Origin of the sequence: Streptosporangium roseum DSM 43021 (assembly GCF_000024865.1) — a bacterium.
In the GTDB taxonomy this organism is placed as follows: Bacteria; Actinomycetota; Actinomycetes; order Streptosporangiales; family Streptosporangiaceae; genus Streptosporangium; species Streptosporangium roseum.
This window is the reverse complement of the sequence record NC_013595.1, coordinates 2100902-2115241: the sequence shown is the minus strand read 5'-3', so window position 1 is coordinate 2115241 and position 14340 is coordinate 2100902. Positions and strand designations below refer to the sequence as shown.

Genomic DNA, 14340 nt, shown 5'->3' with positions numbered 1-14340 from the left:
GGGGAGGATCCGTGCAGTTCTGGCTTGGAGCGTCGTTCGTCGAGACCGACCAGTTCATCGAGCTGGCCAAGGTGTCGGAACGGTGCGGCATCCACACGCTCACGCTGTCGGACCACATCTTCTACGCCGACTTCGACTCCCCCTACCCCTACTCCAGGACGGGCGCGCCCCGCTGGAACGCCGAGACCCACTGGCCCGACGTGTGGGTGACGATCGGCGCGATGGCCGCGGTCACCTCCACGCTGCGCTTCGCCCCGAACGTCTACGTCGCCCCGGCCCGCGACCTGTTCACGGTCGCCAAGCAGGTCTCCACCGCGGCGGTGATCTCCGGGGACCGGGTGACGTTCGGCGTCGGCGTCGGCTGGTGCAAGGAGGAGTTCGTCCAGACCGGCCAGGACTTCCACACCCGGGGCCGCAGGCTGGACGAGATGGTCCCCGCGCTGCGCCGGCTCTGGGCGGGCGGCACGGTCGAGCACCACGGCGCCCACTTCGAGTACGGCCCGCTGTCGATCTCCCCCGTCCCCGCCCGGCCGGTGCCGTTCTTCGTCGGCGGCGACAGCGAGCCGGCGCTCCGCCGCGCGGCACGGCTCGGTGACGGCTGGATGGGCAACCGCGTCTACTCCGAGGAGCAGCTCGACGTGGTCCTCGCCGACCTCCGGCGCTACCTGAAGGAGTACGGCCGGGCCGAGGACGCCCTGGAGATCATCGCCCCTCTCGCGGTCATGCCCGACGCCGGGACCTACCGGCGCTTCGCGGAGAAGGGCGTCACCGGCACCATGGCCGCCCCCTGGTGGCTCGCCACCCCTGAGGAGAAGGCCGAGCACGGCGACAGCCTCGCGCTCAAGGTCGCCACCATCGAGCGTTTCGCCGAAGAGGTCGTCTCCAGGATGTGACCGCGGCCCGGCTGACAGCTCTCACCGGATCCGCTCCCCGGACGGCACCCGATCCCCGCCGCGGTGTCGCGGGCCTGGTACGACGGCCGGCACCGTGCGCCCTCCGGGACCGCGCGACCGGGTAGCCTGGCGGAGTGCTGGAAGAGATCACGGCGACCCGCTACGTGACGCCCCTACGCGAGGGCGGGTCGCTCCCCGGGGTGGTGGAGGCCGACGACCTCGGCACCTACGTCGTGAAGTTCCGCGGGGCCGGGCAGGGCCGCCGGGTGCTCGTCGCGGAGATCATCTCCGCCGAGCTGGCCAGGCGGCTCGGCTTCCGGACCCCCGAGCTGAAGGTCATCGAGGTCGACCCGCAGCTCGGCGCCCGGGAGCCCGACGAGGAGATCCAGGATCTGCTCAAGGCCAGCGAGGGCCACAACCTGGCGGTCGACTTCCTGCCCGGCGCCCTCGGCTTCGAGCCGCTCGCCTGGCCCCCGGACCCCGGTCTCGCCTCCCGGCTGCTCTGGTTCGACGCTCTGATCCACAACGTGGACCGGAGCTGGCGCAACCCGAACCTGCTCCTCTGGCACGGCGACATCTGGCTGATCGACCACGGCGCCGCCCTCTGGTTCCACCACAACTGGCCCACCGCCGACCCGCAGCGCGGCTTCGACGCGGGTGACCACGTGCTGGCGCCGTTCGCCACCCGGATGGCCGAGGCCGACGCCGGGCTCAGCGAGATGATCACCAGGGATTTCCTCGACGGGATCGTGGACGAGGTCCCCGACGAGTGGCTGGAGGACGAGCCCGGGTTCGACGGGGCGCAGGCCGTACGGCAGGCGTATGTCGAGCACCTGCTGGCTCGCGCGCAGGGGCCCCGCGCATGGCTGCCCGACCCCTCGGCCGCCCCCAGGCAGGAGCGGAAGACCGGCTCGGTGGGCGCGTTCTGGAAGGACAGCCGGTGAGAGACGTCTACGAGTACGCCGTCATCCGGGTGGTCCCCCGCGTGGAGCGGGGCGAGCTGATCAACGCCGGGGTGGTGCTCTACTGCCAGCCGCGCGACTACCTGTGCGCGCGGGTGGAGCTGGACGAGACCCGGCTGCACGCGCTCGACGCCCACGCGGACGTCGACGGGGTACGGCACGCACTCGGCGCCTACGAGCTCTCCTGCACGACCGACGCGGGACCGCTGGGCGGGGAGCCGCTCGGCAGCCGGTTCCGCTGGCTGACCGCCCCGCGCAGCACGATCGTGCAGACCGGCCCGGTCCACGCCGGCCTCACCGCCGACCCCGGAGCCGAGCTGGAACGCCTGGTGGCCAGGCTGGTCCGCAGCCTGTGAGCCGGCGCCTCCTCGGAGGCTCCGGCACGCTCCGGACCGGCGCGCCCTAGAAGAGCACCGACATGAAGGTGCCGATCTCTTTGAACCCGGCCTTGTGGTAGGCGGCCCGGGCCGGGGCGTTGTAGTCGTTGACGTACAGCGAGACCACCGGTGCGAAGCAGTCGAGAGCGTGCTTGACCACCGAGGCCATCCCGGCTACCGCGTGCCCCCGGCCGCGCAGGTCGGGATGGACCCAGACGCCCTGGATCTGGCAGGCCAGCGGCGTGACCGCGCCGACCTCGGCCTTGAAGACGACCCGGCCGTGCTCGATCCGCGCGTAGGACCGGCCGATCCGGATCAGCTCGGCCACCCTGGAGCGGTAGAGGGCTCCGCCGTCACCGGCCTCCGGGGAGATGCCCACCTCCTCGGTGAACATCGCCACGCAGGCGGGGAGCAGGATCTCGAACTCCTCCGGCCGCACCCGCCTGACCAGAGGGTCGATCGGGACCGGGGACGGCGTGGTGACCGCCATCACCGGCTGGGCCCGGCGGATCGCACGGGCGGCGCCCCAGTAGGGCTCCAGCCGCTCCCACAGCGGCGCGACGGCGTCCGCGGGGCCGACGATCGAGGAACAACGACGGCCCTGCTTACGGGCGCGGTCAGCGAAGGCGTGCACGGCGTCCGTGCCGGCGTTCACCGGGACCAGGTTCGCCCCGGCATAGCAGAGAGAGGTCAGGCCGCCACGTGGCCCGAATCCCCACATCTGACCACCGAGCCTGGCCGGATTGAGCCCGACGGCACGGACCCTGGAGGCGACGAACACGTTGACGACAGGATCGGCGTCCAAGAGCGCCAGCACCTCGTCACGATCGTTGTCGTCGAGCACGCGCGACGCCGTTGTGCGCAGCATCACGCGCTCAGCCTACGCGACCCCTTCGATTTTGGCAGGAACCAACATAGAGCCAGTCATCTCCACCTACCCATCTACCTACCCAAATCAGCCCTCGCCGCCATACGGGCCGCAGGCGCGGGCTCGGGGTTCCCCTCGCAGCGGACGTCCGGACCGGTCAGGGAGCGCTCGGCCGGACCGGGCAGGCTGCCGTCCTTGAGGTAGGCCGCCAGATGGCGGTCCACGCAGCGGTTGCCGCCGAGCACGACGCCGTGGTTCCCGCCGGGCACGGTCAGCAGCCGGGACCCGCTGAACAGCCTGCGCACCTGCAGGGCCCCCTGGTACGGCGTGGCGGCGTCACGCTCGGACTGGACGAGCATGACCGGCGGCAGCTCCGGGCTGTCCTGGATCTTCACCGGGGTGCCGCCCTTCTCGGGCCAGAACGCGCACGGCGCGTTGTACCAGGCGTTCGGCCAGGTGAGGAAGGGCACCTTGGCGTGCAGCCGCGACATGTCCGTCCGCCACTGGGACCAGCTACGCGGCCATGCGGCGTCGCGGCACTGTATTCCGAGGTAGACGGCGTACCCGTTCTCCGCCTTGGCGTCGTTCTCCGCGTGCCGGCGGTAGGCGGCGAGCATGGGGGCGGTGTCGCCCCTCTTGACGTAGGCGGAGAACGCCTTGGCGAGCTGCGGCCAGATCGCGTCGGAGTAGCCGCCGACGGTGTAGATGTCGTCCAGCTCGCTCGGACCGACCACCCCGCCGGCCGGGCGGGTGCGCAGCCGCTCCCGCATGGCGTACCACGCGAAGGAGACCGCCCTGCCGGTCCCGCCCAGCCTGTAGACGTCGTTGTTGCGGGCGGTCCACTTCAGGAAGTCCTGGTGCCGCCGGTCGAAGGCGGCGTCCTGGGAGAGGTTGGCGTCGTACCAGACCCCTCGGGGGTCGACCACGCTGTCCAGGACGAGCCGCTTGACCCGGTCGGGGAAGAGCGTCGCGTAGACCGCGCCGAGGTAGCTCCCGTAGGAGTAGCCCAGGAAGCTGACCTCGGGCTCGCCCAGCGCCTCTCGGATCGCGTCCATGTCCCTGGCGGAGTTCTCGGTGCTCATGTGGGGCAGCAGCCAGCTCCACCGGTTCCCGCACGCCGTGGCGTACTGCCGGGCCCGGCCGATCAGCACGGCCTCCTCCCGCTCGTTGTGCGGCACGTGGTCGGGGCGCGGCGCGGCGTAGTATTTCGTGGGGTCCACGCAGCGGAGCGCGGGCTCACTCTCCCCCACCCCTCGCGGGTCGAAGCCGATCACGTCGAACCGGTCGGCCAGGTGGTCGGGGAGCTGGGTGGCGACGTATTTGGCCAGGTTGCGGCCGGATGCCCCGGGCCCCCCGGGGTTGACCAGCAGGACGCCCAGGTGGTTGTGGTCCCGCGAGGTCTTCCCCTTGATCCGGTTCAGGGCCAGGCTGATGGTCTGGTACGGGTTGGCGTAGTCGAGAGGCACCCTCAGGTTGGCGCACTCCACCTCGCCCTCCCCGGCTCTGGCCGGAGTGGTGAGCACGTCGTCGAGGACCGCTGTCTTGGGCTTGTCGGAACAGGGCCCCCAGACCAGCTCGTCCCGCTCCCGCGCCACCGCTCCCTGTGGAACCCCGACGGTGACGGCCAGCATCCCGGCGACCGCGACAACCCCGACGACCCTTTTCACAGACTCCCCCTCCTCATAGGCAGAGGCGATGGTCTCCCGGGGGATGGCACGGCCATCGGCGTAACAGCCAGATCCTTACCACTGTGTAGTTAATCGATTGCGCTGTGTAACCAATTCGGGCAAGGCGCCCAGGGCGGCTTCGCCGTCGCGCAGGTGGTGGGGCCGGACGGCCGCCTCTCCGGTGGCGACCGGGAGGCGCGGAGACGTACGGCACCGCTCCGGCGCGCCCGCGCACCGGAGCCGGCACGGAACCCCGGGGGCTCCCGCCCGAACGCGGGACGCCCAGGCGGGTCCTAGCGGACGACGACCTCGGGGCCGGGAGCGTCGTCGTCGAGATCGACCTCCACCCCCATCTCCTCCGCCAGGCGCAGGGCCTCCTCGATGAGGGTCTCCACGATCTGGGACTCGGGGACGGTCTTGATGACCTCTCCCTTGACGAAGATCTGGCCCTTGCCGTTGCCGGAGGCGACGCCGAGGTCGGCCTCGCGGGCCTCGCCGGGACCGTTGACGACGCACCCCATCACCGCGACGCGGAGCGGGACCTTCAGCCCCTCAAGGCCCGCCTGGACCTGCTCGGCCAGGGTGTAGACGTCGACCTGGGCGCGGCCGCAGGACGGGCAGGAGACGATCTCCAGGCCGCGCTCGCGCAGGTTCAGCGACTCCAGGATGCCGATGCCGACCTTGATCTCCTCCACCGGCGGAGCCGACAGCGACACGCGGATGGTGTCGCCGATGCCCTCGGCGAGCAGCGCGCCGAACGCGACGGCGGACTTGATCGTGCCCTGGAAGGCCGGGCCCGCCTCGGTGACGCCGAGGTGAAGCGGGTAGTCGCACTGGGCGGCCAGCTGGCGGTAGGCCTGGACCATCACGACCGGGTCGTTGTGCTTGACCGAGATCTTGATGTCGCGGAAGCCGTGCTCCTCGAAGAGCGAGCACTCCCACAGGGCCGACTCCACCAGCGCCTCGGGCGTCGCCTTGCCGTACTTCTGCAGCAGCCGGGGGTCGAGCGAGCCGGCGTTGACGCCGATCCGGATGGGCACCCCGTGGTCGGAGGCGGCGCGGGCGATCTCGCCGACCTTGTCATCGAACTTCTTGATGTTGCCGGGGTTGACCCGGACGGCCGCGCAGCCCGCCTCGATCGCGGCGAAGACGTACTTCGGCTGGAAGTGGATGTCGGCGATCACCGGGATCTGCGACTTCTTCGCGATGATCGGCAGCGCCTCGGCGTCGTCCTGGGAGGGCACGGCCACCCGGACGATCTGACAGCCCGACGCGGTCAGCGCGGCGATCTGCTGGAGCGTGGCGTTGATGTCGGCGGTGACCGTGGTGGTCATCGACTGGACGGAGACCGGCGCGTCCCCGCCCACCGGGACGGAGCCCACCATGATCTGACGGGATTTGCGTCGCTCGGCGATCGGCCTGGTCCTTACGGAAGGGATACCGAGAGCAACAGAAGTCATTTTCAGCCCTTGAAGTGTCGACGACTTTCCCCAGTCTAGGCAGTCGCGGTGAGCTCCCGAGCCCTCGCCCGTGCCCATCCGTCGGCGTCGAGCACCTCTTCGACGGAATCCGCCCGAGTCACCGTGTGCTCGGAGACCACAGCGGCCACGGTGTCGACGATACCCAGGAAGGGCAGCCGTCCGGCGAGGAACGCCTCGACGCACACCTCATTGGCGGCGTTGTAGACCGCCGGGGCCGTACCGCCCGCGGAGCCGACCTGGCGGGCCAGCGCGACGGCGGGGAAGGCCTCGTCGTCGAGGGGGTCGAAAGTCCAGGTGCTGGACCTGGTCCAGTCGACCGTGGGGGCGGCTCCGGCGACCCGGTCCGGCCAGCCGAGGGCCAGCGCGATGGGCAGCCTCATGTCGGGCGGGCTCGCCTGGGCGATGACCGAGCCGTCCACGAACTCCACCATGGAGTGGACGACCGACTGCGGGTGGACCACGACGGTGATCCTGTCGAAGCCGATGTCGAAGAGCAGGTGGGCCTCGATGACCTCCAGCCCCTTGTTCACGAGTGTGGCGGAGTTCACGGTGATGACCGGGCCCATCGACCAGGTCGGGTGGGCCAGGGCCTGCTCGGGGGTGACGTCTGTGAGCTCGGCTCGCGACCTGCCCCGGAAGGGACCGCCGCTCGCGGTGACGATCAGGCGGCGCACGGCCGACGCGTCGGGGCCGGTGGGGCCCGCGGCCCACAGGCACTGGGCGAGGGCGGCGTGCTCGGAGTCGACCGGGAGGAGCTGCCCCGGCTTGGCCAGGCGTTTCACCAGCGGCCCGCCGATGATCAGCGACTCCTTGTTGGCGAGAGCGAGCACCCTGCCCGCCTCCAGCGCGGCCAGCGTCGAGGTCAGCCCCAGCGCTCCGGTGATGCCGTTGAGCACCGTGTCGGACGGCCAGGCGGCGGCCTCGGCGACCCCCTCCGGCCCGGCGAGCACCCTGGCGGTGACCCCGCGCGCAGCCAGGGCCTCCCGCAGCGCGGGCACCGCCGAGGGGTCGGCGACGGCCACCGCGTCGGGCCGGAACTCGGCCGCCTGGCGGGCCAGCAGGTCGACCCGGCCGCCTCCGGCGGCGAGCGCCGCCACCCGGAACCGGCCGGGGTTGCGGGCGATGACGTCGAGGGACTGGGTCCCGATGGAGCCGGTCGAGCCGAGCAGGACAACGGAGCGGATGGTGTCTGACTGCACCGCCCCATTCTCCCGGCTCCCGTCACCCTGTCGAACCGGCACCGAAATCCGTGATGCCTGAAACACGAGATAAAAGGCTCTATTTAAGTCTGAATTTCACCATATCAATAGTTGTAAATCCCGAGAAATGCGGTCATACAGCGCACTAGCTTCCCGAGTCAGCATCAGGTCTCGGGAGGTACAAATGCGCCGCAGGGCACGCCTGGTCCCCATCATCACCCTCGTCGCGGGCAGCACCCTGCTCCCGGCGGCGGTCGCACACAGCGCCGGCGCGGCAGCGGCCGGCCCGCAGCCGATCGGGAAGGAGGCCGCCGACACCACGACCGAACAGCGCACCGTCCGGCGTTACTGGACGGAGGCGAAGATGGAGACCGCCCAGCCGCTCGACACCCTCGCGCCGAAGAAGGACGCCGTCCGGCTCACCGCGGCGGCGATCGCGGCGCAGGCGGCGGCCGATCCCGTCTCGGTCCCCGCGACCTCACCGGCCGGCGACGGCGTCACGGCCGCCCGGGCGTCCGCCGCCGCACGCGCCTCCACAGGGTCGGCCTGGACCCGCGGGGGGGCGATCACCACGACCGCCGGCCGGGTCTTCTTCACCTACCAGGGCCGCAACGCCTCCTGCTCGGGCAACGCGGTGACCAGCGACAACGGAAGCACCGTGATCACCGCGGGGCACTGCGTGAAGATGGGCGGCGCCTTCCACGGCAACTGGGTGTTCGTCCCGGGCTACGACAGGGGCGACCGGCCGCACGGAACCTGGGTGGCGACCACGCTCTACACCACCCCGCAGTGGAACAACAGCGAGGACATCAACTACGACGTGGCCGCCGCCGTGGTGGCCCCGCTGAACGGCAGGTCGCTGACCGACGTGGTGGGCGGCCAGGGCGTCTCCTTCAACCGGGCCCGGCGGCAGCAGATGCACTCCTTCGGCTACCCGGCCGCCGCCCCCTACGGCGGGTCGAAGCTGGTCTACTGCGCCGGCCGGGCGTTCGACGACTTCCTGATGTCCCGCGACATCGGCCTGAACTGCAACATGACCGGCGGGTCGAGCGGTGGCCCCTGGTTCACCGACTTCGACGAGGGCACCGGCCTGGGCACGCTGAACTCGGTGAACAGCTTCAAGTACGGCTTCGCGGCCGGCTGGATGTTCGGCCCGTACTTCGGGACCGAGGCGCAGGCCGTCTACGAGGCCGCCCAGGGCGCCGGCACCCCTTGAGCTTTACCTAAAGTAGTCACAACAACACACCACGTAGTGCAAAATCGGGTCTCATGACCTCGAGCCTTCCCCTGCTTGCGGGTGCCGCGCTTGTCGCCGTCCTGCTGGGCGCACCCCAGACCGGCGCGACGACCTCGGAGCACAGGCAGCAGGCCGTAAACGCCCCCCGCCCGCAGCCGGCCGCGAAGGTCCGGCCGGCCGCGAAGAGCGCGGTCGCGGCCCCGGCCGGGGGCGACGTCGTCGAGCGCGTGGCCGCCCGCGGCACGTCGGACCGGCGCCACGTGCTCGGCTACTGGACCCCCCGCCGCATGGCGGCCGCCGTCCCGATCGACCCGCTCGGGACGGCGGCGGGGATGTTCGGCAAGCCCGGCGTCCCGCTCCACCAGCGCGGCGCCCGCACCGCCGGGACGCGCTGGAACGCGGGCGGGTCGGTGAGGCGCACCACCGGGCGGGTCTTCCTCACCCTCGGCGGGCTCGACTTCGTGTGCTCGGCGAGCTCGGTCAGGAGCACCAACAAGGATCTCGTGGTGACCGCCGGGCACTGCGTCAAGGACGGCACCGGCGCGTGGGCGGACAACTGGACCTTCGTGCCCGGTTACGACCAGGGACGCCAGCCCTACGGGCAGTTCACCGCCCGGCGCATGTTCGTCGCGGGCCCGTGGTCGCGCAGCGCGGACGACAGCTACGACATCGGCATGGTGGCGCTCAACCACAGGGGCGGCAGGCACCTGCAGGAGGTCGTCGGCGGTCAGGGGATCGCCTTCGGCGCTGCCAGGGGTCGCCAGACCCACGGTTTCGGTTTCCCCGCCGAAGCCCCCTACAACGGCGAGCACCTGGTCTACTGCGCGGGCCCGGTCCGCGCCGACCCGCACGGCCAGACCGACGACCAGGGCATGCGCTGCGACATGACCGCCGGCTCCAGCGGCGGCCCCTGGCTGAGCGGCTTCGACGTCGCCACCGGGCGCGGCACGATCACCTCGGTGAGCAGCTTCAAATACAGCGACGACCACGGCACCATGTACGGGCCCTACTTCGGCGACGTGGCCAGGGAGCTCTACACCACGGCCGAGAGGTCGTGACCACGGTGAGTGCCCAGACCTACACTCGACTCATGAGTGAGAACGCCCACGAGATCCCCATCGACGAACTGGCCGCCCATGCGAGCGAGATCGAGGAGCAGGTCTCGCGTGGCGACACGATCATCCACTTGACCAGGAATGGTCATGCCGTGGCTCACATCATCCCGGATGAGGATGCATGGTTCTGGACTCCGGAGTGGCAGGCCAAGGAGCGTCAGGCCGACGAGGAGATCCGAGCGGGGGCCGGCACCGGCCGCTTCCACTCCATGGAGGAGCTTTTCGCCGACCTCGACGCGGCCAGGGCCGAGGCTGCGGATGAAGTTTGACCGCACTCCCGCCTTCCGCAGGGAAGCCGCTCGGCTGCCCCAGGAGCATCTGGAGCTGTTCAAGGACGTCGTCCGCAACCACCTGCTCCCGGCGTTGAACGCGGGTGCCCACAGAGGTGAGACCCCCTGGCCCAAGCGTTTGCGGATCCACAAGTTGCAGGATCACGACGTCTACTCACTCACGTGGAATTTTGCTTCTCCAGACGGTCGCGCGACTTTCTCGTTCATGGCCGACGACCAAGGTGAACCAGTCCTCATATGGCGACGGATCGGCTCCCACGCGATCTACCACGATCCATGAACGGTACGGCCCGCACCCCGGGGCGACGGGGTGCGGGCCGTACACGATCTCAGGGCCTGCACGATTTCCAGAGAGGACGGGCTGTGCCCGAGCCGTCAGAGGGACAGGCCGGTGAGGACCATGACCTTCTCGTAGGTGAAGTCCGCCATGGCCGAGCGGACGCCCTCGCGGCCGACGCCGGAGTCCTTGACGCCGCCGTAGGGCATCTGGTCGGCACGGTAGGACGGGACGTCTCCGATGATCACACCGCCGACCTCGAGCTCCCGGTTCGCGCGGAAGGCGATGTCCAGGTTGCGGGTGAAGACCCCGGCCTGCAGGCCGTACTTGGAGTCGTTGACCGCGGCGAATGCCTCGTCGACGCCCGGCACGGACTGGACGATCATCACGGGTCCGAAGACCTCCTCGCAGGAGACCTTGGCGTCGTGCGGCACGTCGGCCAGGACGGTCGGCGCGACGGTGGCGCCGTCGCGGGTGCCGCCGGCGAGCAGCCGGGCGCCGGCCGCGACGGCCTCCTTGACCCACTGCTCGACGCGCTCGGCGGCCTCGACGGAGACGAGCGGGCCGACCTGGGTCCTGTCGTCGGTGGGGTCTCCGGTGACCAGGGCCTCGACGGCGGGGACGAGCCTGGCCACGAAGTCCTCGCGCACCGACGCCTCGACGATCACCCGCTGGACCGCGATACAGCTCTGCCCGGCCTGGTAGTTGGAGAACAGCGCCACCCGGGAGGCGGCCCAGTCGAGGTCGGCGTCGGCGAGCACGACGGCGGCGGCGTTGCCGCCGAGTTCGAGGGTGACGTGCTTGCGCGGCACCTGGTCCATGATCGCGTAACCGACGGGCCCGGAGCCGGTGAAGGAGACGACCGGCAGGCGCGGGTCGTCGACCAGACCGGCGGCGCGGTCGTTGGGCACGGGGAGCACGGAGAACATGCCCTCGGGCAGCGTTGTCTCGGCCAGGATCTCGCCGAGCACGAGGGAGGAGATCGGCGTCGCCGGGGCCGGCTTGACGATGATCGGGGCGCCGACCGCGATGGCCGGGGCGACCTTGTGGGCCACCAGGTTGAGCGGGAAGTTGAACGGCGTGATCGCCAGGACCGGGCCGTGCGGGACGCGCGAGACGTAGGCGAGGCGGCCGGCGGAGGCGGCCTCGGTGTCCAGGCGGACGGCCTCGCCGCCGAGGCGGCGGGTCTCCTCGGCGGCGAACCGGAAGGTGGAGATCGCGCGGTTCACCTCGCCGCGGGCCCAGAAGATCGGCTTGCCGTTCTCCTCCATGATCAGGCGGGCGATCTCCTCGGCCCGCTCGGCCAGGCGGCGCGAGACGTGGGCCAGAGCCTCGGCCCGCACGTGGATGGGGAGCGCGGCGGCCTGCTTCTGCACGGCCGCCGCGGCGGCGACGGCCTCTTCGACCTGGTCGGGGGTCGGCACGGAGCAGACGCCGACGACACGGCCGTCATGGGAGTTGGTCACGGTGAGCTCGGCGTCCCCCATGGCGGGGCGGCCGGCGAGCCAGAAGGGGCGCACGTCCATGACTCCGACGGTATGCCACCCGCCCGGAGGTGGCGTTACTCCACTACGCACAAGACACTTGCGCGGGCACGCCGTTACGCATAAAAATATCTCCCGCTCTGCCTGTAACGAAAATGGGGCTGATTATGGATATTTCTTATATGGCGACGGTTTGAAGGATCGCCGCCCTGGCTAAGTCATCGAATGCAACCCCCCGAGAGCGGAAGGGCGTGGCCGCATGACCTCATCGGCGCCGCGCGGACTGCAAGGCGCCTATCTGGTCGGCGAACGGGCCACCCAGGACGAACTCCGCGGCAGGCTGCTCGACGTGGCCAGTCAGCTCCTCGTCACCATCGGTCCCGAAAGCCTGTCGATGCGCCGCATCGCCACCGAGGCCGGGTGCTCGACGACCGTCATCTACACCATGTTCGGCAGCAAGGAAGGCCTGGCCGAGGCGCTTTACCTTGAGGGTTTCGAGCGGTTCCGGCGACGTCTGGAGTCGGTGCCCGCGCGCAGGAACGCGCTGGAGCACCTCACCGCGCTCGGCCCCGCCTACCGGGAGGCCGCGCTGGCCGAACCCGGTTACTACGCCCTGATGTTCGAGCGGGCGATCCCCGGATTCCTGCCGAGCGAGCGGGCCCGGACCCTGGCGCGGGCGGCGCTCAACGTCCTCGACCGGGTGATCGCCGACTGCATCTCGGCCGGATACATCATCCCGACGCAGCCCAGGAAGATCGCCGACGCCCTCTGGGCGGCCGCGCAGGGCGCCATCAGCCTGGAACGCGCCGGGCACCTGCGTGACAGCCGCACCTATGACGCGGTCACCTACGCCACCATCTCCCGTTACCTGGTCGACAGGTCCTGACCGGCCGTTCCGGCGCCCGCCCCCGCGGGGCGGGGCGGCGGCCGCTTCACTCGGTGCGGCCGCTTCACTCGGTGACGGCCAGCGCGACCCAGAGCTCGGCGCGGGCGGCCGGGTCGTCGAGGTCGCGGCCGAGGAGATCGGCGACCCGGCGCATGCGGTAGCGCAGGGTGTGGCGGTGCACGCCGAGCCGCTGCGCCGCCGCGTCCCAGTGGCCGTTGCAGGCCAGGTAGGCGCGGAGGGACTCCAGCAGGTCGGCGCGCGAGCCGTACTCATGCAGGGGGGCGAGCAGCGCCGAGGAGAACGCCGCGGTCATCCCGGGGTCCAGCAGGGACAGCAGGCCCTGGCCCGCGAGGTCGGCGAAGCGCATGACGGGCTCGGCGGCGCGGCGGGCCGAGGCGAGCGCGCGGTCGGCCTGGTCGAGCCCGGCGCGCAGTCCGTCGAGGCCGACCGGGGAGCCGATGCCGACCGGGCCGTGCTCCCGCAGCGTCGAGACCGTGTCCTCGACCCGATCCGCCGCGACGACGACCACCACCCGATCTTCGGCCGCCACCGCGAACTCGTCGCCCGCGGCCTCCAGCACCGCCTCCTGGTCGCCGCCGGCGGCCAGGACCACCAGGGGCCCGCCCGGGAGCCCGTCCCCCAGCAGTTCCAGCGTCTCCCGCGCGGCCCGCACCTGCCCGGCCAGCAGCAGCCGGAGCACCGCCGAACGGACCCGGCGCTCGGCGGCCAGGTGCTCCCTGCCGTGCTCGACGGCGAGCGTCAGCAGGGAACCCGCGGCGTTGACCACGGTGTGCGCGACAGGCGTGAACGGCCGGTCGAGGCCGACCGCGAAGAACCCCCGGACGCGACGGGCGCCCAGCGGTTGCACGATGACGTGCTCCTGCGGCGTGGAGAGTGCCAGGCTCGCGGGCGCGCCCCCGCCCGCGGGCCTGCGCAGGCGCTCCAGTTCGGGGAGGAGGTCGGCGGTGCGGGCCGCGCCCTCTCCGGCGGCGTGCCGTACGGCTCCCGCCTCGTCGAGCAGGGCGGCCCAGCCGCCGAGTTCCCGGGCCAGACCGTCGACCACCGCGCGGGGGCCCTCGGGGCGGAGGGCGGCCCGGGTGAGGCGGCCCTGCGTGGCGAAGGCGCGCCTGATCTCGTCGTACTGCTCGGCGGCGATCAGGTCGCTGACCAGCTTGCCGATCGCGACGAACGGGGTGTCGCGCGGCACCTCGATCAGCGGCAGCCCCGCCCGCGTCGCCGCCTCCACCAGCCCGGCCGGGATCACCTCGTGCCCCAGCCCGACGCCGAACCCGAGCCCGGTGACCCCCTTGCCGACCAGCCGGTCGACGTACGGCCCGGCGTTGCCGGCGTCCAGGCGCATGCCCGTGGTGAGGACCAGCTCGCCGCCCTCCAGGAAGGGGGTCGGGTCCTCCAGCTCGCTGACCGCCACCCAGCGCACCGGCCGGTCGAGCTCGTCCTGTCCCGTGAGCACGCCGAGCTTGAGTGGCAGGCGTCGCACGACGGTGCGGAGTGTCGGCGCCACAACCACCCCCGGGGTTTGTACGTTACGGCCAGAGCGCTATCGGCAATTTTGCCATAGTGCATCATCCGCATACCGGCATGTG

13 protein-coding genes are annotated in these 14340 nt (G+C 71.3%); 7 read left to right on the top strand and 6 right to left on the bottom strand.

What is annotated here, in order from left to right:
• Positions 1 to 11 precede the first annotated feature (11 nt).
• The 3 genes from SROS_RS09520 to SROS_RS09510 all read left to right on the top strand — a co-directional run bounded on the left by SROS_RS09520 (position 12) and on the right by SROS_RS09510 (position 2211).
• Positions 12 to 893: a TIGR03619 family F420-dependent LLM class oxidoreductase gene (locus SROS_RS09520; RefSeq protein ID WP_012888703.1), complete on the top strand. Its 882-nt coding sequence runs from the start codon at positions 12 to 14 to the stop codon at positions 891 to 893.
• A 134-nt stretch (positions 894 to 1027) separates the two neighbouring features.
• Positions 1028 to 1837 carry a HipA family kinase gene (locus SROS_RS09515; protein ID WP_012888702.1) on the top strand — a complete coding sequence of 270 codons (810 nt, stop codon included), beginning with the start codon at positions 1028 to 1030 and terminating at the stop codon, positions 1835 to 1837.
• Complete coding sequence (locus tag SROS_RS09510) at positions 1834 to 2211, top strand: DUF3037 domain-containing protein (protein WP_012888701.1); 378 nt, start codon at positions 1834 to 1836, stop codon at positions 2209 to 2211. Before SROS_RS09515 ends, SROS_RS09510 begins: the two co-directional genes overlap by 4 nt.
• Before the next feature lie 46 nt (positions 2212 to 2257).
• Here the strand turns inward: SROS_RS09510 and SROS_RS09505 are convergent, their stop codons facing one another.
• From SROS_RS09505 to dxr, 4 genes are all read right to left on the bottom strand, one after another.
• Entirely contained in the window at positions 2258 to 3100 is an 843-nt protein-coding gene (locus SROS_RS09505) for a GNAT family N-acetyltransferase (RefSeq protein ID WP_012888700.1), read from the bottom strand.
• A gap of 74 nt (positions 3101 to 3174) precedes the next feature.
• Complete coding sequence (locus SROS_RS09500; protein ID WP_012888699.1) at positions 3175 to 4767, bottom strand: alpha/beta hydrolase; 1593 nt, start codon at positions 4765 to 4767, stop codon at positions 3175 to 3177.
• Positions 4768 to 5060: 293 nt separating this feature from the next.
• Positions 5061 to 6227: a flavodoxin-dependent (E)-4-hydroxy-3-methylbut-2-enyl-diphosphate synthase gene (gene ispG, locus SROS_RS09495; protein ID WP_012888698.1), complete on the bottom strand. Its 1167-nt coding sequence runs from the start codon at positions 6225 to 6227 to the stop codon at positions 5061 to 5063.
• A gap of 35 nt (positions 6228 to 6262) precedes the next feature.
• A complete protein-coding gene (gene dxr, locus SROS_RS09490) occupies positions 6263 to 7447 on the bottom strand; it encodes a 1-deoxy-D-xylulose-5-phosphate reductoisomerase (RefSeq protein ID WP_012888697.1) in 1185 nt (394 codons plus the stop codon).
• A 184-nt stretch (positions 7448 to 7631) separates the two neighbouring features.
• On the opposite strand from dxr, the gene SROS_RS09485 reads away from it, so the two are divergent.
• Genes SROS_RS09485 through SROS_RS09475 form a run of 3 tightly spaced genes read left to right on the top strand, consistent with a single transcriptional unit; the run spans position 7632 to position 10068 of the window.
• Complete coding sequence (locus SROS_RS09485; protein ID WP_012888696.1) at positions 7632 to 8663, top strand: trypsin-like serine peptidase; 1032 nt, start codon at positions 7632 to 7634, stop codon at positions 8661 to 8663.
• Positions 8664 to 8716: 53 nt separating this feature from the next.
• Positions 8717 to 9742, top strand: a complete 1026-nt coding sequence (locus tag SROS_RS09480) for a trypsin-like serine peptidase (protein WP_012888695.1) — start codon at positions 8717 to 8719, stop codon at positions 9740 to 9742.
• A 32-nt stretch (positions 9743 to 9774) separates the two neighbouring features.
• Positions 9775 to 10068, top strand: coding sequence for a type II toxin-antitoxin system Phd/YefM family antitoxin (locus SROS_RS09475; protein WP_043655132.1), 294 nt, complete (start codon positions 9775 to 9777; stop codon positions 10066 to 10068).
• A 396-nt stretch (positions 10069 to 10464) separates the two neighbouring features.
• On the opposite strand, the gene SROS_RS09470 is transcribed toward SROS_RS09475, so the two are convergent.
• Complete coding sequence (locus SROS_RS09470) at positions 10465 to 11892, bottom strand: aldehyde dehydrogenase family protein (RefSeq protein ID WP_043651676.1); 1428 nt, start codon at positions 11890 to 11892, stop codon at positions 10465 to 10467.
• Positions 11893 to 12109: 217 nt separating this feature from the next.
• Between SROS_RS09470 and SROS_RS09465 the strand changes: the two genes are divergently transcribed.
• Positions 12110 to 12736, top strand: a complete 627-nt coding sequence (locus SROS_RS09465; protein WP_012888691.1) for a TetR/AcrR family transcriptional regulator — start codon at positions 12110 to 12112, stop codon at positions 12734 to 12736.
• A gap of 64 nt (positions 12737 to 12800) precedes the next feature.
• On the opposite strand, the gene SROS_RS09460 is transcribed toward SROS_RS09465, so the two are convergent.
• Positions 12801 to 14234, bottom strand: coding sequence for a PucR family transcriptional regulator (locus tag SROS_RS09460; RefSeq protein WP_245564595.1), 1434 nt, complete (start codon positions 14232 to 14234; stop codon positions 12801 to 12803).
• Positions 14235 to 14340 lie beyond the last annotated feature (106 nt).

Coding starts and splice junctions, on each gene's coding strand:
- SROS_RS09505 (WP_012888700.1), bottom strand. CDS start 3,100: ATGCTGCGCACAACGGCGTCGCGCGTGCTCGACGACAACGATCGTGAC.
- ispG (WP_012888698.1), bottom strand. CDS start 6,227: ATGACTTCTGTTGCTCTCGGTATCCCTTCCGTAAGGACCAGGCCGATC.
- SROS_RS09485 (WP_012888696.1), top strand. CDS start 7,632: ATGCGCCGCAGGGCACGCCTGGTCCCCATCATCACCCTCGTCGCGGGC.
- SROS_RS09480 (WP_012888695.1), top strand. CDS start 8,717: ATGACCTCGAGCCTTCCCCTGCTTGCGGGTGCCGCGCTTGTCGCCGTC.
- SROS_RS09475 (WP_043655132.1), top strand. CDS start 9,775: ATGAGTGAGAACGCCCACGAGATCCCCATCGACGAACTGGCCGCCCAT.
- SROS_RS09470 (WP_043651676.1), bottom strand. CDS start 11,892: ATGGACGTGCGCCCCTTCTGGCTCGCCGGCCGCCCCGCCATGGGGGAC.
- SROS_RS09465 (WP_012888691.1), top strand. CDS start 12,110: ATGACCTCATCGGCGCCGCGCGGACTGCAAGGCGCCTATCTGGTCGGC.